Here is a 16632-nt window from a genome sequence, read left to right as displayed (position 1 = left end):
CCTCCGCGGTCTCCTCATCGAGCAGCAAAGGTCCCCTCTTCACATCACGATCGACTTACGATCCCAGGACGTGCTCTAGATTCTTCTTTCGCATAGATTTGGACGCTCGCCAAGGCTCGACACCGTGTCCACACAGCAGTGGACGCTTCCATCTGTCCCGATTGCAATTGGCTGTCTCGATCTTCAAGCCCTGGGTCTTCATCACTCGGAAGAACTGCTCGATGAGCCAGCGCTGCGTGTACAAGCGACAATCGGCCAGGCCCCGGCGGAGCAGGTCGCCGCATGGGTCGTCAGGAGCAATGCAGCGGGTCCACGCCGGCGGGCGCGGCCGTTTGCGACTTCACCCGCTGCAGCCCACGCTGTCGGGCAGGCCGTTCCTCGCTCAGGTTGGCCGGATCATCGCCTGACCGAAGCGGATGCCAGGTCATGCCTTTCATCAAGCCGCTGGCATCTGCGTGTGCGGAGATTTCAAAAGGCCCTTATCTGCACCGGATCGAGATGCAGCTTGTCCCAGAGCACCACCCGCGGCACCGTTTGTGCTCGCCACGCCGTCAGCTGCCATGTGCCGGAAGAACCCCATAGAATCATCATCAGCGGCAGTGCGCAGCGGGCTTCTGGTGTGGCGATAACGCGGCGAAGGACGCCGCGGTCGGTCCAACTCAGCGCGCCGCTCGAAGCGCCGGGGTGGCTATGCCAGTCGCCGAGGTAAGTCTCGCGGCGACCCGAACGCTCATAGTGGGCGGCAATCTGCTCAAGCTGCCATTGCTGATCCGGCTGGAACCGGAAGCGCTCGTGAAGGGCGCCGGGTCCGGGACCAATCATGGCGGTTACGACGGCGGTATCAGGATTCAACCACCAGCCCATGAAAGTGCCGCCGGTTTCTAATGGGAGTTTGGTGTCGGCTTCAACCGCGCATTCCTGAGTCACGGTGTTAGGCAGCCAGACATCGACATCCGGCAAAATCAATGCCCGCCCCGGCAGTCCGGATGTTTGGGCAGCGAATCGACACGCCAGCGCGGCGGACGCCGCGCTCGTTCATCATCAACAAAGCTGAGTGTCTGCACGACCGAACCATCGTCCGCCTTACCCGAGAGGGTATCGATGGCCAGCCTCACCGCCTGCAACGAAAGTTCCTGCAGATCATAGTCGGCACCGGTGAATGTGCGCTCGCTGCACCCCGCCGGCTGGGTCAGGGCCTCGTCACCGGCATCCTGTCCTGGCGGGGGTTCGATCTCGTGCTTGTGCCATGCGTGCAAAAGGCAGTTCGGGCAGCCGCTTTCGCGGACGTGCCGGACAACGGTGCCGCCCTCCAGCGTCGGCGTCGCGGACAAGCTTATGAGCGGAACGGCTACGCTTCGGCAGCGGTCATCCAGCAGCGTTGTGACGCCGTGCGAAGCGCTGCCATCGATAACGAGATCGGCGTCCCTGATGAGCGAGTCGAGGATATCGTCGTCACCCGGATCGCTCAGAGCCTGCGCCGCAATACCTATAAAATGCGAATGGCTACGGACTTCGGTTGCCGGATACTGGCGAGCGAGAAAAGCCTGCAAGGCGTCTGCCTTGCGTTGACCCCAGGCGGCTGCGCCCAGCGGCCAGCGGATCGTGTTTCCGGGCTCAAGAATGTCATGTTCGACGAGATCGAGGGTGCGGCATCCGTTGCGAGCAAGTTCGATCGCTACCGGTGCGCCGACGGCGCCAACTCCGACGACAAGGATCCGCTTGTCTTTGAGGAATGCAACGGCCGGAACGCGCCAGCCAATGTCGCCCGGCCCGGCGCGAAAAACGGGCAACGCCGTGATACGCAGTGATTTGGGGGCTTTGTTCTTCTTCGGCTCAAAGCCGTGCGCATGACCGAAGACCATGACGAAGCACCAGCCGAGGCCCGTCTCACCAAAGGTGAGCTCGCTCGGATAGACGAGTGCGCAGAGGTCAAACTTCAGACCTGAACCGTAGTTTCGTGACCGGGTACGCTGGAGCCATGAGTAATCTTGGCGGAGCCTTTTTAGCTGTGCGTCGAGCTGAGGTTCGGGCAGCATCGTGTCTTTTGATCTTACCCACGGAACCTCCAGCTGATTCTTGGCGTCGGCCAAGTCGGTTGGGAGCGGACCCGCCCATTGGTGAAGCACTTGGCCATCCTCAGCGCGAACCTCTTCGACATAGGCCCTGACCGCCGGAATATGGATTGGACCGTTCTCGGCCTCCACTTTGACCGTTTGATCTTGTATGTAACGCAGCTGCAATGTGCCCTGCGAGGTGTCGCCGACATCCCAGCCGCTGTCGATCAGACAATAAGATCCGGAATTACGGCCAAGGTTGTTCCACCAGTATTCGGCAGGCTCGCCCTGCTGGTCTTCCTCACCGGTACCACGCACGGAGTCGGCGAGCTGTTTTTCGAGCAACGTGCAAAGCGACCAGCCCGGTGTCCACTGCCGGGTGTCGCGGCCGAGCAGGCAGAGATTGCCCTCGATAGGACTGCGGTGGCGCGCCGGCGGGGGGGGCCAGGCCGGCGAGCAGAAAGACCTGAGGCCGAAAGTGCGGGTAGGCGTCGGGAAAGACAGCCTGCAAACGAAGGGGCGTCGCCGTATCGAGCGGCCAGTCGAATGTGAGCGATAATCGCCCGGCAGCGAGGGCCGGCTCGTCAATCTCAGGCGTTATCCCGGCGGCGTGCAGTGCGTCGAGTTCGTATTTAAGCCGCCCCGGATAACGCCTCTCCCAGCGGGGAACTGGCTGCGCCGGGGTCGTCATGGATGAATCGGGATCAACCATCCTCTCATCCCACCTTGCGCGGCGGGGGCATGGGCGGATCAGGCGGCCCCTTCGGAACACCGTGAAGCGGCCCGGAAGGCACTCCGTGAGGCGGTCCTTTTCCGGGATTATCTGGTGGTCCCTTTCCGCGGTTGTCGGGTCGTCCAGCCATAATTGGCCTCCATTTGTGAGCTTGTCGCAGGGCCGGCAGTCAACACGGTTGTTGGCAATAATGTGCTTCTGAGCTTACATCCTGGGCGTAGAACTTTTCGATCTTCCGACTAGATTGCTCAAACGCTTCGTTGCTTTCCGCCCGAAAAATTGACGGGGAACACTCGGTCGACTGGCTCGTTATATGCGCAATGGCCTCTCGAATTTCGTGGAAATGTGCGTATTTGACCGATGAATTCGCGGAATCGGGACTAATTACCGACGAAATCAACGCTTCAGAGTTCATCTCCGCTTGAAGGAGGACAACGGAATTGGTGAATTGGCTTTCACTGGCTTCGTCACGACAAGGCTGTAGTATTGGTTGATACCCAAGCCTGCCTGCAGCAATCCCTCCATGAAATCCTGATACGCAGCCATGGAATGAGATGAAACCCGCATCAAATAGTCGATCCGCCCTCCGATGGCCCAGCAGTCCAGGATTTCCGGAATCTGTTGGATCGCAGTCTCGAAGTGCCGTTGGTCCTCGATACGATGGCGGTCCAAAACCACTTCCACCATGATAGAGATGATGCCGCCGATGAGGGCTGGACTGAGTCGTGCATAGAAACCCTCAATGATGCCTGCGGCTTGCAGCGCGCGGAGCCGTTCTGAACAGGCCGACGCTGAAAGGTGAACACGCTGTGCGAGCTCGCTTTTTGAAATCCGACCATCTGACTGGATCTCTGAGAGAATCCGGATATCCCAAGCGTCTAGTTGCACTGGATTTGGTTTCGACTTCATGATCTGTTTCTCTCAACCGTGGTCGAAGGGGCAATTGGTGCCCAGAAATTCTATCATCGATCGAAGCGAGCGAATTTAGTGGACACATCTGTCTTCGGCCCGAAACGCGTCAGTGTGAGGTTGACGAATGTCATCTGACTGAGAGCGATCCAATCAGAAGGGATGCAGAACAGTTGGGCACGCGGGCGATGACGCACAGAGCGGTGATCGCCTGTCGGCATCGATCTGGGCGTAAATGGATGGTGCTTTGTCAGTACCGGCGGTGCTTGACCTGATTGCCACCCTGACAGCACCAAGCATCGATTCGCATGGCCGCCGATCGAACCAGTTTAACATCCGGGCATTTTCGAAACGAGAGCGACTTGAAGACCTTTCTTATTTGGATCGCCGAGGAGCTGAACCCCAGAGTGCAGTCTGTGTTACCGTTGCGGTCCAAAATCCGGCGCGAGAGTCTGGGCGGATCGCGCAGACCGGAAAACTCAAACTCCGATGCTACGGGCGATGCTGTCGGCGGCCATGCGCTTACGCCACTCAAGCGGCCCGGACTTATGAATAGAGTTTCCCTCAACATCGACAGCCATGATGACGGGCATGTCCTCCACTTCGAATTCATAGATGGCTTCCATGCCCAGGTCTTCGAAGGCAACAAGCCGCGCCGCCTTGATCGATTTTGAAATCAGATAGGCGGCACCACCGACTGCGATCAGATAGGGAGTTTTGTGTTTGACGATCGTCTCGATAGCTGCGGGTCCCCTTTCCGCTTTGCCAACCATCGCAAATAGGCCAGTCTCGGCGAGTATCTTTTCAGTAAAGCCGTCCATCCGGCTTGAGGTCGTCGGGCCGGCCGGTCCGACGACCTCGCCCCTCACTGCGCGGACGGGTCCGACGTAGTAGATCACGCGTCCCCGCAGATCGACTGGGAGCGGCTTGCCGGCATCGATTAAATCCACCATTCGCTTATGGGCGGCGTCACGGCCCGTCAGCATCTTCCCGGACAAAAGAAGGGTTTCACCGGAGCGCCACGCTGCCGTTTCTTCCTTTGTGAGCGCATTGAGATTGACCCGCCGGACGCCGCTTATGTGCAAATCCTCATCACCGATCTGGGGCCATTCGGAAAGGTCTGGCGGCTCAAGCCTGATGGGTCCAGAGCCGTCCAAGGTAAACTTCAGGTGCCGGTTGGCCGCGCATTGCGGAATGAGCGCCACGGGCTTGGACGCAGCATGGGTAGGATAGGTTGCAACTTTCACATCAACGACTGTTGTCAGACCTCCGAGCCCCTGAGCGCCGATGCCTAGGGCATTAATTCGTTCATAAAGCTCGATCCGCAACGCCTCCTCCGCGTTTGACTGCCCCCTGACGATCAGTTCCGACATATCGATGGGCTCGTTCATGGCCTCCTTGGCCAGCAGCATCGCCTTTTCAGCGCTGCCACCGATGCCGACCGAGATCAGGCCGGGCGGACACCATCCGCTGCCCAGCGTCGAAACGGTGTCGACGACCCAGTCGGCAACGGACGCGCTGGGGTTGAGGGTAGTAAAACGCGCCTTGTTTTCCGAGCCGCCCCCTTTTGCGGCGAGGGTGATCTCAATTTGGTTCCCGGGCAGGAGGTCTACGTGGACGACTGCCGGCGTGTTGTCACGCGTGTTCGCCCGGCCGGCAAGCGGATCCGAGACGACCGATGGTCGAAGGGGATTGTCGGGGTCGAGATATGCTTGGCGGACGCCCTCATTCACGAGGTCCGCGAAACTGGCCGTTGATTTGATGCGGGCGTCCATGCCGACCTTTGCGAAGACCACCACGAGGCCGGTGTCCTGGCAGATCGGGCGCCGCCCGAAGGCCGCCATGCGAGAGTTCAGCAGAATCTGCCCGATGGCGTTCTTCGCCGCCGGGCTCTGTTCGCGCGCGTATGCCTGCGAAAGGTACCGGATATAGTCGGGAGGATGGTAGTACGAGATGTACTGAAGGGCGTCGGCGACGCTCTTTGTGATATCCTTGCCGGCAATAGTCCGTGTTTTTTTATTCACGAGATCTCATCCGAATGACCCGAACCCGTTGACTAGTTTCAGGTGCTGGAAGCTCCGAAAACCCTCCTCGCCGCCCTCATATCCGTAGCCGCTTTGTTTGACGCCACCATATGGTGCATCTGCGGAAACACCTTTTAGGTAATTTACACTGATCGCGCCTGCCGCAAGACCGCCAATCAGCGCCCGTTTCGCATCGGTGGCGCCGGTGAAGAAGTAGGCAGCCAAGCCATACTCAGTGGCGTTAGCTTCTTCGATCGCCTCCTCGATAGTGTCGAACGGCGTCACGGTGAGGATCGGCCCGAACGGCTCGTCATGAAGCACTTTCGCATCCTTCGGCACCTCTGTCAGGATGGTTGGCGGCCAGTAAAATCCCGGCTGGTCGAGGCGGGTGCCGCCGGTTTCGATGCGGGCGCCGCGGTCGACCGCATCCTGGATCAGACGCTGCATGGCCTCGATTCCCCGCGCGTTCGCCATTGGCCCCATATTCGTCGCCGGGTCGTCGGGCGGGCCGATCTTCATGTTGCGGACAGCTTCTGTCATCCGGGACAGGAATTCCACATGGAGAGGCCGCGCGACGAGGATCCTGCTGGGCGCATTGCAGCTTTGACCCGCGCACTCGAACTTGTATTCCGTGATTGCCGGTATGGCCGTAGCCAGGTCGGCATCCTCGCATACAACGACCGGGGAATGCCCACCGAGTTCGAGGATGCACCGCTGCAAGTTATTCGCGGCGAGCTTGGCGAGCTGTTTTCCAACCTCAGTAGAGCCCGTGAACGTTAAGACCTTGACGATCGGCGAGTTGAGGAGATGCCGGGATATTTGCACCGGCACACCAAAGACAAGATTTACCACGCCGTCCGGGATACCCGCTTGTCGCAAGGCTTCGACGAAGTGGACAGCCGCGCTTGGTGTCTCTTCAGCCCCTTTGAGGATCACCGGGCAGCCCGCCGCCAAAGCAGGGGCGAGCTTGCGGGCGATGAGAACGGCGGGATAGTTCCACGGCGTAAAAGCAGCAACGACGCCAAGGGGCTCCGGGACGATCATCCGGTTCGGGCCCATCGGAACAGGGGCCGACAGCTCTTCGGCGTGCCTGCCGTTCCACTCCAACGTTTCGACGGCGCGCCCGTACTCACCTGTCGCTTCGGCTATCGTCTTTCCCTGTTCGGCCGACAGGTCCCTCGCTGCCACTCCAACCTTTGCTGCCAAAATCCTGGCGGCTGCTACGAGGATCTCGCCACGATCTTTTGCAGGCCGTGAGGACCAGGCCTTGCGGCTGCGTTCTGCCGAAGCGAGGGCCTCATCCAAATCCGACGCGGTCGCCGAGGCCACTGAGCCAAATACCTTCTCCGTCGCCGGATTGCTTACCGGCAGAGTGGCGCCGCTACCACCGGCTCGCCATCTGCCATTGATGAAAAGCTGATAGCTCGTGGCGTTGGACATCCCATGCTCCGCTTGAGTATTTCTGCCAATGCGAGACCAGCCGAGATCCGACCATGGGCTCACTTCTGTTCAGTTTCATCGCGATAGTTGCATGCGGTCAAATATCGATTGTCGCCGAAAACCATCTCGAATCCAGATTGATACCGCTCAAGCAGCCGCGAAGGGCCGTAGCGCTGGAAGGATTTGGCTTGGGGATTTTTTAAACCCGATCCGGAACCGTGGCTGACCAGCGCTTGCCCTCGATCAAAGTCTTCACCACCTTGGGGATTATTTTGCGGACGGCGGAGACGGCTGGAGAGCGCTCATCCTTCGGGTTTACGGCGATCACGACGGAACGGGTAATCACCGGATCGACGATCTTGACCGTCCGAACCAGACCTTGAGACGCTTCTTTCTGAATGGCCGATGGGGTAAGGATGGAATACGCCTTTCCTTCCATGACCATATTGATGATCGTAGAAAGGGAGTCGACCTCGAATCTGACGTCCAGCACACAACCATGTTGTGCAACGACATCAGCGACCGAACGCCTGACATTGTTATTGCGCATGGGAACTGCCAGCGGAAACGCGCGCAGTTCGGCGAGCGGAATCGTATCTTCGAAAGGCGGTTGACCCGGCGGCACTACGAGGCAAAACTCTTCGCGAGCAAGCACCGTCATTGGCCCCACGCTCTCCGCAGTCCGGTACAGAACCGCCAGATTGAAACGGCCCGCAGCCATCCACTCTTCCAGCGGTCCCGTCATGCCCTCGATCATCTTGAGCGAGATCCTCGGCAGCTCGTTTCTTACTGCTTCAAGCAGGGGACCGCTAAGGACGCGTGCGGCTCCTGACGGAATGCCGATGGTCACCTCTCCGGAAGGAGCAGTCACTGTGTTGGTCAGTTCCGCCTCGGTAAGCTGGATCTCTTTTAGGATGTTCCGCGCGCGCTCAAGCAGCTTGTCTCCGGACGCCGTGACGCTGACACCGGTCCTGTCGCGAACCAGCAGTTGGGTGCCAAAACCTTCCTCCAGTTGACGCACATGCAGGCTCAGAGCGCTTTGAGCAACGTTAAGAGTCGTAGCCGCCTTCGTGAAACTGCCGGCTTCGACGACGCCGACAAAATATCTTAACTGCCTGATGTCCACGATGACCAAATCCAACTGGGGCATGATCCCCAGCGCCTTCTTTTCTATCTCGAAACGAGATAGGGGGCAAGACAAACCATTTGGCCGTCCTGAAAACCGCCTTTTTCCGGCAGGCAGGTCAGTTATTGCTGACGCGCCAGAATCTCGTGGGCGCGACGCACCACTGGCGGGTCAACCATCTTACCATCCAACGAGAATGCGGACAGTCCACGCGTGGCGGCATCGTCTTCTGCCGCAGCGACGCGGCGGGCCCACTCCATTTCCTGTGGGCTAGGCGAGAAAGCCTCGTTGAATATGGCTACCTGTGCCGGGTGGATCGCCAAAGCTCCGGCAAAGCCAAGCCGCCGCGCATGCGCTGCGGTTTCACGAAGTTTATGAGTGTCCGAGAACTCGCCAATGCTTCCTATGAAGCCCAGCGGGAGCAACCCGGCCGCGCGAGCGGCAAAAAGAACAGAAAGGTTCGGCGTCAAGAGAAGGTCGAATTCCGGGGCGCCGCCAACAGCGGCACTGAAGTCTTCAGGACCAAGCGCCATTGCGACCATCCTTGGATGCGCTGACGCAATGGCCGCGAGCCGATGCAGGGCGCCCGGGGTCTCGATCTGGGCAAGGAACCGGATGCGTCCCAGCGGAAGATTTCTTTCTCGTTCAAGTTCTGAAACCGCATTCGCGATCTCTACAACCCACTCTGCCGAATCCGTCTTCGGAAGAACAAGCGCGTCAACACCTGCTATCACTGCTGCATCGAGATCCGCCGCCAAAGCGCGCAAACCATGATTGACGCGGACCAAAACAGATGCGCCTTTCCGGCTCACCTTTGTCATGCATTCACGAAGTTGCCGCCGCGCCTCGCCCTTCTGATCCTGGGGGACGGAGTCCTCAAGGTCGAGTATGACGCCATCTGCACCCCGCTCATGGGCCGTCTCCACAAACCGCGGAACGTGAGAGGGTACGAAGAGCAGGGATCTCCAGCGTGGTACAGGCATCGCGCTTTCAACGGCCGTAAAGCTGTCCTTGATCATGGAGTCGCCTTTGCGATCAATCCCAGGGAGAGTGGCGGCATGGGCTTGCTGGATGGCCGATGCGCTGAGATTCTCCGAGGTAAACAGGCTCTTCGTAAACCGCGAGCAGACCCACCTTACTCAGACGCGCGCTCACGCTGACGTGGCTCTTTCGCGCAAAAGCCCCAGAACCTCCTCGCGGGCAGCCTCGGTATGAGCGCCAAGAGCCGGAACCGGTCGCAGCGAGGGGTGCTCAGAATTGAAAATCGCCGCCGGCGCTATCGTCTGGACGGTTCCTTCGGGTGTTCCAACCTCGACCCTTCGAATGTGTGGATGCTTTGAAACATCCGCCACTTCGTTCAGTCGACCATATGCTAGGCCGGCCGCCTCGAGCTCCTGCATTGCTTGGTGGCAGGACAGTTCGGAAAACCGCCGTTCAATGATCTCGTCAAGTTGCGCACGGTGACCGAGACGCTCCATATTGTCAACAAAACCAGGTGCGCGTGTGAGCGCCGGCTGCTTCAGGAACTTCTCGCAGAAATTCACCCATTCACGGTCATTCTGAACCGAAAAGATGACCTCTTTGCCGTCGGCGCAACAATATGCGCCATACGGCGCTAGCGACGGGTGTTTCACGCCCGCGCGTACTGTGTGATAGCCGCTGTAGTCGTGTTGCAGGACCGGAACATTCATCCAGTCTGCGACGGCGTCGAAAAGTGACACCTGGATGCAGGTCCCTTCGCCGGTGACCTCGCGGTGATACAGCGCCTGAAGAATGGCACTATGCGCCGTCATGCCTGCCGAGATGTCGCAAACCGAGACCCCTACACGCGCGGGCCCTCGTTGGGTGCCGGTGATCGCGCATAAACCTGTTTCAGCCTGGACGATGAGATCATAAGCCTTCAAATGGGAATACGCCCCCCCCTCCCCGAAACCAGAGATGTCGCAGGTGATCAGCCGCGGAAAACGTCGACGGAGATCAGCAGACGCAAAACCCAGTTTTTCGATGCTGCCTGGCTTCAAATTCTGGATGAAGATGTCAGCATTGGCAACGAGCGTGTCGAGGACCTCGCGATCCATCTCCTGCCTCAGGTCTAGACAAACCGACTCCTTACCCCGGTTGAGCCAGACGAAGTAAGCGCTCTGTCCCCGCACCAACTTGTCGTAGTTTCGGGCAAAATCCCCTTCGGGCCTCTCGACCTTGATGACACGGGCGCCAGCGTCAGCAAGACGGGAAGACGCGTAAGGCGCGGCCACGGCCTGCTCCACGGCTACGACAGTGATCCCCTCAAGAGAGTTCTGCATGCGACACCGTGCTTTTTATACAACGTTTTCGGTTTGAGATCGACGACGGTTCAGCATCGCAAGCAACCGGCTTTGTTCATTCCCAACGATGGAGAATGCCTCGTCGACACCCATTCCGGGCTTTGCAAGCATCATGTCGGCCTGGGTTGCCACCGATACGTGGACAGAAACTTGGGCCGAGAGATCTGTCTCGGTACAGCTTCCCCCGACATACGCTCCGACCTTGTTTTCCTTGCAGAGAAGAACGGCCCGCGCTGTGTCGGCAATTGAGCCGACATCGGGCGTCTTGATCTGGACGAGATGCGTCGCCTTCGCTTCGGCGAACAGCCGAATATCTTCAAGCGTATTGCATCTCTCATCCACGACAATGCGCGCGCTGGAACCCCGGTCGTCCAAGATCGATACGATCTTGGCGTAGTTCTCAATTTGGGCTTGCGTCGAACCAAAATCCGCCGGGGACTCGATGTTGAGCGTGAAATCCGGGACGGTATCTGCAACTTTGCAGATAAAGTCGGCGATGCTTTGCGGCTCCAGGCCGATTTCCTGGCCGATCCAGCCATACACATCGAAGTGCAGCACCGGATGATACCCCGGGCGGCCGATTTGGCGCGTACGCCCTGCAACCCACTTCACGAAGTGCATGAAGGTCTGGCCGTCGACGCCGAATTTCTGCCGTGAATTGATCAGACCGTGGGGAAGCACATCCACGGCTTTCAAAATCATCTTGTCAACGTTGATTTCGCGAGCATCGCCGCTCTGGCAGTAGATCGGGACACTGCTCGTTGGCAGCGGTAGATCAAATTCACTGCATACAATCTCTGCCATTGTCGTACGTTGAAGGTGGGCTGCTGCGCGAAGGAGCGCCTGGCTGACGCCATACTCAATCGCGAGAGGTAACCGCTTGTGTCCGATGGGCTCGAAAACCTTCGCGCAGGCATCAAGGTAGCGAGACACATCGACATCGATAAGCCGAGGCACCACAACCCGCGACGTCAAATCCGAGATTTGAGCAGTTTCAAACAAAGCATCGCGTCCACCGGCACCAGAATACTGAACGCTCATCATATCGCCCCAAACTATGGTGTCGTCGACAAGGACAAGCCCGACACTCAGCGAAGATGCCGGAACGCGAATGGATCGGAAGTCGGGCGTAACGGGTTCGCCCACATAGACAAAACCGTCCTGCGTGGCGCCGGCTCTTATGGCTGCCTGATCGTCGTAGAAAAACGCGCCTTTTCCTGGCGCGAGGAGCACATCTTTGATCTGCACTTCAGTTCGCTCGATTTCTGTCGGACGGTGTTAACGGAGGCGGATGCAGTTCGATCCGCTACCCGCCAAGTATGTGCCACTTGGCATTGGGTCCGCCAATATAATGTTCCGCGCATTGCCATCGCGTTTTGAGATAGCTGGTGCCTTACTTTAGGACGGTCGCCGCCTCTTTTGTTCTTTGCAATACGATGTGGCTCCTGCGCTCGATGTTTGTCCGGTCTCATCCCGGTGGTCCTTTCATCATAGTCCAGCCGAACCGTCGGTATGTGAGGGGGGCTTGCCCAGTCGACCGGCGCTCGGAAAGGACCAAGTGGGGTGCGATCGATCTGGATGCGGAAGCCTTGCGCTCACAGGAAGCGACGGCTTCACTCCTCGAGGAAATGGGTCACGTGCTAGTGGAAGTCACACCGCCATACAAGTCAAGTGACTATACTCAATATGCTTGCAGCCTCCGGTCTATTCGCAGGTCGACGGCAATGGCGCCGGCATTGCCTCCACTACTTTGGAGCCGGTCAATTTGAAGCACTCCGAACATGGCCGGGCTGAGCAAATCGACCCTCGAGAGCTTATGGGGCCTTGCGGAAAATCCGCTTTCAGGTGGGTACGGCGACCCAGAGATTCGATATTCTGCTGACTCCCACAATGCAGCGCGCTGGGGAATGGCGTCGGCGTATCGCGGCCGACCTGCGCTGTGCTTGACGCCCGCTCGCACTGCTCCAATCATCGCCTCGCATATTGTCATCTCGTCGCGAGAAGACAGCAATCTGCAAACTGAATTGGACGGCCGCGGCCGCCGGCTGTTTATTGCTTATCAAAAGACATGGATTTGATTGCAGTCCTAGGGCACTCCGAATGAACGAATGCTTTTTTTTTGCAGCAGTTGGCGCAACGATTGCAACATCTCGCGCTCAGGTTGAACCTAGCATTCTTATGCGAACCGTTGCTCCTATTCGCCAGATAGAAGATGATGCGATGGAACCTCCGGTGGGTTTCTTCGATCGTTCACTGGCAGGCTGAGATGACCGCGCGCCACCCCAAGCTGATCGACGCGAGTGGTATCAGCGATCTGCCTGAACGACTCAAGGACATCATCCGACGCAGGGGCGCGGTACTCGGTCCTGGCTATCAGTTTTCCGAGACGATTCCGGTGGAGTTTGTCTCGAGTTTTGGCGCCCACCTAATTGACAGCGACGGCAACGACTATCTCGACGCGTATAACAATGTTCCGGGCGTTGGTCACGCCCACAGGCATGTTGTGGACGCCGTTTCTCGCCAGATTGCCGCAGTCAATAATGATACACGCTACCCCCAAGAGCCATTGGTTGCCTATGCTGAGCGGCTACTTGCGACATTCCCGGCTGAGCTGTCGAAGTTAAGCTTGCCCTGCACCGGATCCGAAGCAAATGATCTGGCAATTCGGGTCGCCAGGTTCCATACGGGCGGTGAAGGTATCATAGCTACTCGTTGGGCGTTTCACGGCCGTACTCGTGAAGTGGCGAGTTTTTCCCCAATGCTAGGCGTTGGATCCCCGCTCGGACCGAACGTCCGACTCATTGACGCTCCGGACCGAAGGCTTTGCGGAGCTGAACGATCTCTCGAGGGTTATATGCGGGATCAAGTGCGTTCCGCAATTATTGATCTCGAACGGCATGGATACAGGCTGGCAGCCTTGATTGCCGATTCCGCCTTCACCTCCGACGGCATTTTTACTCACCCAGTAGGCTTCATGCAGGCAATGGTGGACGAGGTTCACGCCGCTGGTGGTCTTTACATTGCTGACGAGGTTCAATCGGGGTTCGCTCAGTTCGGAGATTCGATGTGGGGGTTCAGTCGCCACGCGGTGGTTCCTGATATCGTCACGATGGGTAAGGCGATGGGCAACGGTTTCCCCATCTCTGGCGTCGTCTTTCGCGCGGAGGTATCTGACGAATTCGGGCAGAAGGTCAGCTACTTCAACACACTGGGTGGCCGATCAATCTCTGTAGCTGCGGCGTCCGCAGTGCTCGACGTGTTCGAGCAGGAGAGCGTGCGTGAACGCGTTGCCGTGAATGGCGCGACCCTGCTGGCAGGACTTGAAACGCTGACAAGGGATTCTCCCTATGTTGCGGAAATCAGAGGCGGCGGCCTGTATCTTGGGATCGAGATCGTCGAGGACCGAGTGACGCTCGAACCCGATCCCATTCGTTGCGAAAGCATCATCAATCAGCTCCGCGACCGTCGCGTTCTGATCAGCCGGACCGGCCCTGCTGGTAACGTATTGAAAGTTCGCCCTCCAGTCGCTTTCGCCGCTGCCGATGTGTCCCGATTCCTTGAGACTTTTGCCGTCGTAGCGAAACAGCTTCTTTAGAAAGCTCTAATAACATGAACAAATCACCTGGCGTGGTGCTGCAACGGCTCCTAGAGGAGAGCAGCCTGCTCTCATCAAGCGATTCTATCGACGGGTTGCTGTTGAAAAACATGCTTCAGACCCACTATGGGCTCAGTGGACACTTTGAGCGATTGGGCAGTGAAAAAGGCCATACGTTCAGGCTTAAGGCCGATGCGAATGAATACCTCGTAAAGGTGTCACCGTCTGACGAGCCCGAACCAGTTACGGCGCTGCAGATTGCTGCGATCCGTTATCTTGATGATGCCGCTCACGCGTTGCCGATCCAGCGGATCAAGTCCACCGTTGACCGAAGGGATAGCGTTCCAATCGACTTAGGGGACGGCACCTGTCGAACACTCAGCGTTTTCTGCTTTGTCGAAGGCCTGTTATGGGAGCAAATGGATGCCAACGTTGAGCAGTTGACCAAGGTGGGAGATATCCTCGGGCAGGTAAATATTGCACTGCGATCATTTATGCATCCAGCTGTCGGTCGCAGCTTAGTTTACGACATTAGGCACTTTCTCGATTGGGCGGGGCTTGTTGAGTACGCGCCAAACCCTAAGCACCGGATGCTGGCTCAACGGGTCTTCAAGCTCTTCGAAGAAGTCGTTCTGCCGAGGCTGCCAAGTCTTGAAATGCAAGTGATCCACGGTGACTACGCTCCCAACAATGTTGTGGTAGATCCGCACAGCGATGTCTTCGTGAAGGCCATCCTTGACTTTGGTGACACTGTCCATAGCGCGGTGATGTTTGACCCTGCCAATACAGTCGCGCACCTGATCGGTCGCACTCAGGATCACCCTTGGCAGGATGCCTTTGCCTTTGTCGCCGGGTATAAGCAGAGCCGGCCGATAAACGAGTCAGAACTTCCACTTTTACCAGTTGCGGCTCTCGCGCGGCTCACCATGCTCGCGTTGATCAGGTACTGGAAGGCTGAACGCGCACCTGACCAGAGCGAGGAGCTACTCGCTAGTGCCGAGTATTACTGGGCGAACCTTGAGCGGGCCATGGGCGCACCACTGGATGAGGTAACCGCGCGATTCCGCTGTCGCGCCGCTGATCCTGGTACTTGAGCGCAGCGATAGGAAGCAGGTGGCGCTAGAGGGAACACCGTGGATTACGTATGGCACTATTTCTCGCTTTTCCTACTCACTACCACTATACAATCGAGCACCTCGGCGACCGTACGTGCAATGCTAGGGGCTAGAAGTCGCTTGTTGTTTGTTCTTCAAAGTTGGTCCGTACATCGGCCGCCTCAAACTGACGGGCAGATGCGGGCTCTGGTGTCCGTCGTCAGATAAATTGCGACTGATTGTTGATTTCCACCACGAACTGACCCGCCATTCCGATGGCGCCGCCGCCATCGTGCAAAGGCCCGGAAACTCCACCTTCCGGCCGTCCAAAGAATGGTATAGGAGCAGAAACGGCCGAGGCTCTAATCGCCGCTGGATGAATGTTCAGTGGCATGTATGGACGGACGGCCTCCGCGTGGCAAGGGCTTTCTGACATTGATGACGGGTCGGTCGGGTGCAGGCATGGCCTTTGAGTGCGGCCTGTTCATGCCGCTGGCCCTGATGAAGTCCGCGGATCGGATCCCAGACAGGTCAACGCGCTTTTTGAGCGGCAGCCACTGAGCGGGTTTGTCCGATCCCGGTTCGACCATTCACCATCACACCATCAGCACCTCACCAATCCCTGCGAATCCCTTGCGACTACGTCAGTACGCCTCCGGCGAGGGCCGCCCTGCGCGAGCATGGAACGGTGTCGCGACCAGCCCGATCTATAAGCGGCGGCGCACGATGAGAGCCCGCGAGACGGGCTTTGCCGAAGTTGTCGTGGTTCCCGATAAGCCTTTCGCCGCTTCGGTGCCCGGCGGCGCCACCAGCGGTGATCGAGCTGGAGATCGCCGGCAAGGTGCGGCTACGGATTCCGCTGACCACGCCGCCGACACTGGCGGCGGCGATGGTGAAGGCGCTGGGCGTTTCATGATCCCGGTTCCGAGCCAGGTGCGGATCTGGTTGGCGGTCGCCCGAAACGATATGCGTCGCGGAATGCAGGGTCTCGCTCTGCAGGTTCAGGAGACGTTGGGCCGGGATCCGCATTTATGCGTCGGGCGAGATTATGTGGCGATAGTGTGCTGAAGGTTCTGCAAAAAGTATTGGAGAGAGAACGGCGCTTGCTCTGAGGGGCGAGCGGCCATGGCACGGTGGTGACGTTGCGATCACCGATTCCCGTGGAAGGGGAAGTGCCATGACCAATCGAGACGTTAGACTGAGCAGAGGCGAGTTGAAAGCGTTGCTGTTGTCGGATGAGGACGGCTTTCGCCAGGCATTGCAGAGTGTCGTGCAGGAGGTTCTTGAAGCCGAGATGACGGAGGCGATCGGGGCCGAGAAAGGCGAGCGGACG

12 protein-coding genes are annotated in these 16632 nt (G+C 58.4%); 3 read left to right on the top strand and 9 right to left on the bottom strand.

Annotated elements, in window-relative coordinates; genetic code table 11:
• Nucleotides 1-468: 468 nt before the first annotated feature.
• The 9 genes from NKJ20_RS20690 to NKJ20_RS20650 all read right to left on the bottom strand — a co-directional run bounded on the left by NKJ20_RS20690 (nt 469) and on the right by NKJ20_RS20650 (nt 11858).
• Nucleotides 469-966, bottom strand: a complete 498-nt coding sequence (locus NKJ20_RS20690; protein ID WP_352746463.1) for a Mov34/MPN/PAD-1 family protein — start codon at nt 964-966, stop codon at nt 469-471.
• Entirely contained in the window at nt 963-2399 is a 1437-nt protein-coding gene (locus NKJ20_RS20685; RefSeq protein ID WP_352746461.1) for a ThiF family adenylyltransferase, read from the bottom strand. The genes NKJ20_RS20690 and NKJ20_RS20685 overlap by 4 nt, the downstream gene beginning before the upstream one ends.
• Nucleotides 2400-3198: 799 nt before the next feature.
• Nucleotides 3199-3696, bottom strand: coding sequence for an Lrp/AsnC family transcriptional regulator (locus NKJ20_RS20680; RefSeq protein WP_352746458.1), 498 nt, complete (start codon nt 3694-3696; stop codon nt 3199-3201).
• 479 nt (nt 3697-4175) lie between these two features.
• Nucleotides 4176-5720, bottom strand: coding sequence for a fumarate hydratase (locus tag NKJ20_RS20675; protein ID WP_352746456.1), 1545 nt, complete (start codon nt 5718-5720; stop codon nt 4176-4178).
• Nucleotides 5721-5726: 6 nt separating this feature from the next.
• Nucleotides 5727-7160, bottom strand: a complete 1434-nt coding sequence (locus NKJ20_RS20670; protein ID WP_352746454.1) for an NAD-dependent succinate-semialdehyde dehydrogenase — start codon at nt 7158-7160, stop codon at nt 5727-5729.
• Between the two features lie 199 nt (nt 7161-7359).
• Nucleotides 7360-8286: a LysR family transcriptional regulator gene (locus tag NKJ20_RS20665; protein ID WP_352746549.1), complete on the bottom strand. Its 927-nt coding sequence runs from the start codon at nt 8284-8286 to the stop codon at nt 7360-7362.
• Nucleotides 8287-8408: 122 nt separating this feature from the next.
• Nucleotides 8409-9305 (bottom strand): HpcH/HpaI aldolase/citrate lyase family protein, encoded by an 897-nt coding sequence (locus NKJ20_RS20660; protein WP_352746452.1) that lies wholly within the window; start codon nt 9303-9305, stop codon nt 8409-8411.
• Between the two features lie 132 nt (nt 9306-9437).
• Nucleotides 9438-10589, bottom strand: a complete 1152-nt coding sequence (locus NKJ20_RS20655) for a CaiB/BaiF CoA transferase family protein (RefSeq protein WP_352746450.1) — start codon at nt 10587-10589, stop codon at nt 9438-9440.
• Nucleotides 10590-10604: 15 nt separating this feature from the next.
• The gene (locus NKJ20_RS20650; RefSeq protein ID WP_352746448.1) at nt 10605-11858 is read right to left on the bottom strand and encodes a methylaspartate ammonia-lyase; all 1254 of its coding nucleotides are present in this window, start codon (nt 11856-11858) and stop codon (nt 10605-10607) included.
• Nucleotides 11859-12391: 533 nt separating this feature from the next.
• Between NKJ20_RS20650 and NKJ20_RS20645 the strand changes: the two genes are divergently transcribed.
• The 3 genes from NKJ20_RS20645 to NKJ20_RS20635 all read left to right on the top strand — a co-directional run bounded on the left by NKJ20_RS20645 (nt 12392) and on the right by NKJ20_RS20635 (nt 15299).
• A complete protein-coding gene (locus NKJ20_RS20645) occupies nt 12392-12688 on the top strand; it encodes a hypothetical protein (protein ID WP_352746445.1) in 297 nt (98 codons plus the stop codon).
• Between the two features lie 188 nt (nt 12689-12876).
• The gene (locus NKJ20_RS20640; RefSeq protein WP_352746444.1) at nt 12877-14205 is read left to right on the top strand and encodes an aspartate aminotransferase family protein; all 1329 of its coding nucleotides are present in this window, start codon (nt 12877-12879) and stop codon (nt 14203-14205) included.
• A gap of 14 nt (nt 14206-14219) precedes the next feature.
• The gene (locus tag NKJ20_RS20635) at nt 14220-15299 is read left to right on the top strand and encodes a phosphotransferase (RefSeq protein WP_352746441.1); all 1080 of its coding nucleotides are present in this window, start codon (nt 14220-14222) and stop codon (nt 15297-15299) included.
• The last annotated feature ends 1333 nt before the right edge of the window (nt 15300-16632 follow it).

The sequence above is a fragment of the Mesorhizobium sp. M0185 genome (assembly GCF_040322175.1).
Taxonomy (GTDB): domain Bacteria; phylum Pseudomonadota; class Alphaproteobacteria; order Rhizobiales; family Rhizobiaceae; genus Mesorhizobium.
Note: the sequence above shows the minus strand (reverse complement) of the source record. Positions and strands in the feature narration are given on the sequence as shown.

Coding starts and splice junctions, on each gene's coding strand:
- NKJ20_RS20680 (WP_352746458.1), bottom strand. CDS start 3,696: ATGAAGTCGAAACCAAATCCAGTGCAACTAGACGCTTGGGATATCCGG.
- NKJ20_RS20670 (WP_352746454.1), bottom strand. CDS start 7,160: ATGTCCAACGCCACGAGCTATCAGCTTTTCATCAATGGCAGATGGCGA.
- NKJ20_RS20660 (WP_352746452.1), bottom strand. CDS start 9,305: ATGATCAAGGACAGCTTTACGGCCGTTGAAAGCGCGATGCCTGTACCA.
- NKJ20_RS20655 (WP_352746450.1), bottom strand. CDS start 10,589: ATGCAGAACTCTCTTGAGGGGATCACTGTCGTAGCCGTGGAGCAGGCC.
- NKJ20_RS20645 (WP_352746445.1), top strand. CDS start 12,392: ATGGCCGGGCTGAGCAAATCGACCCTCGAGAGCTTATGGGGCCTTGCG.
- NKJ20_RS20640 (WP_352746444.1), top strand. CDS start 12,877: ATGACCGCGCGCCACCCCAAGCTGATCGACGCGAGTGGTATCAGCGAT.
- NKJ20_RS20635 (WP_352746441.1), top strand. CDS start 14,220: ATGAACAAATCACCTGGCGTGGTGCTGCAACGGCTCCTAGAGGAGAGC.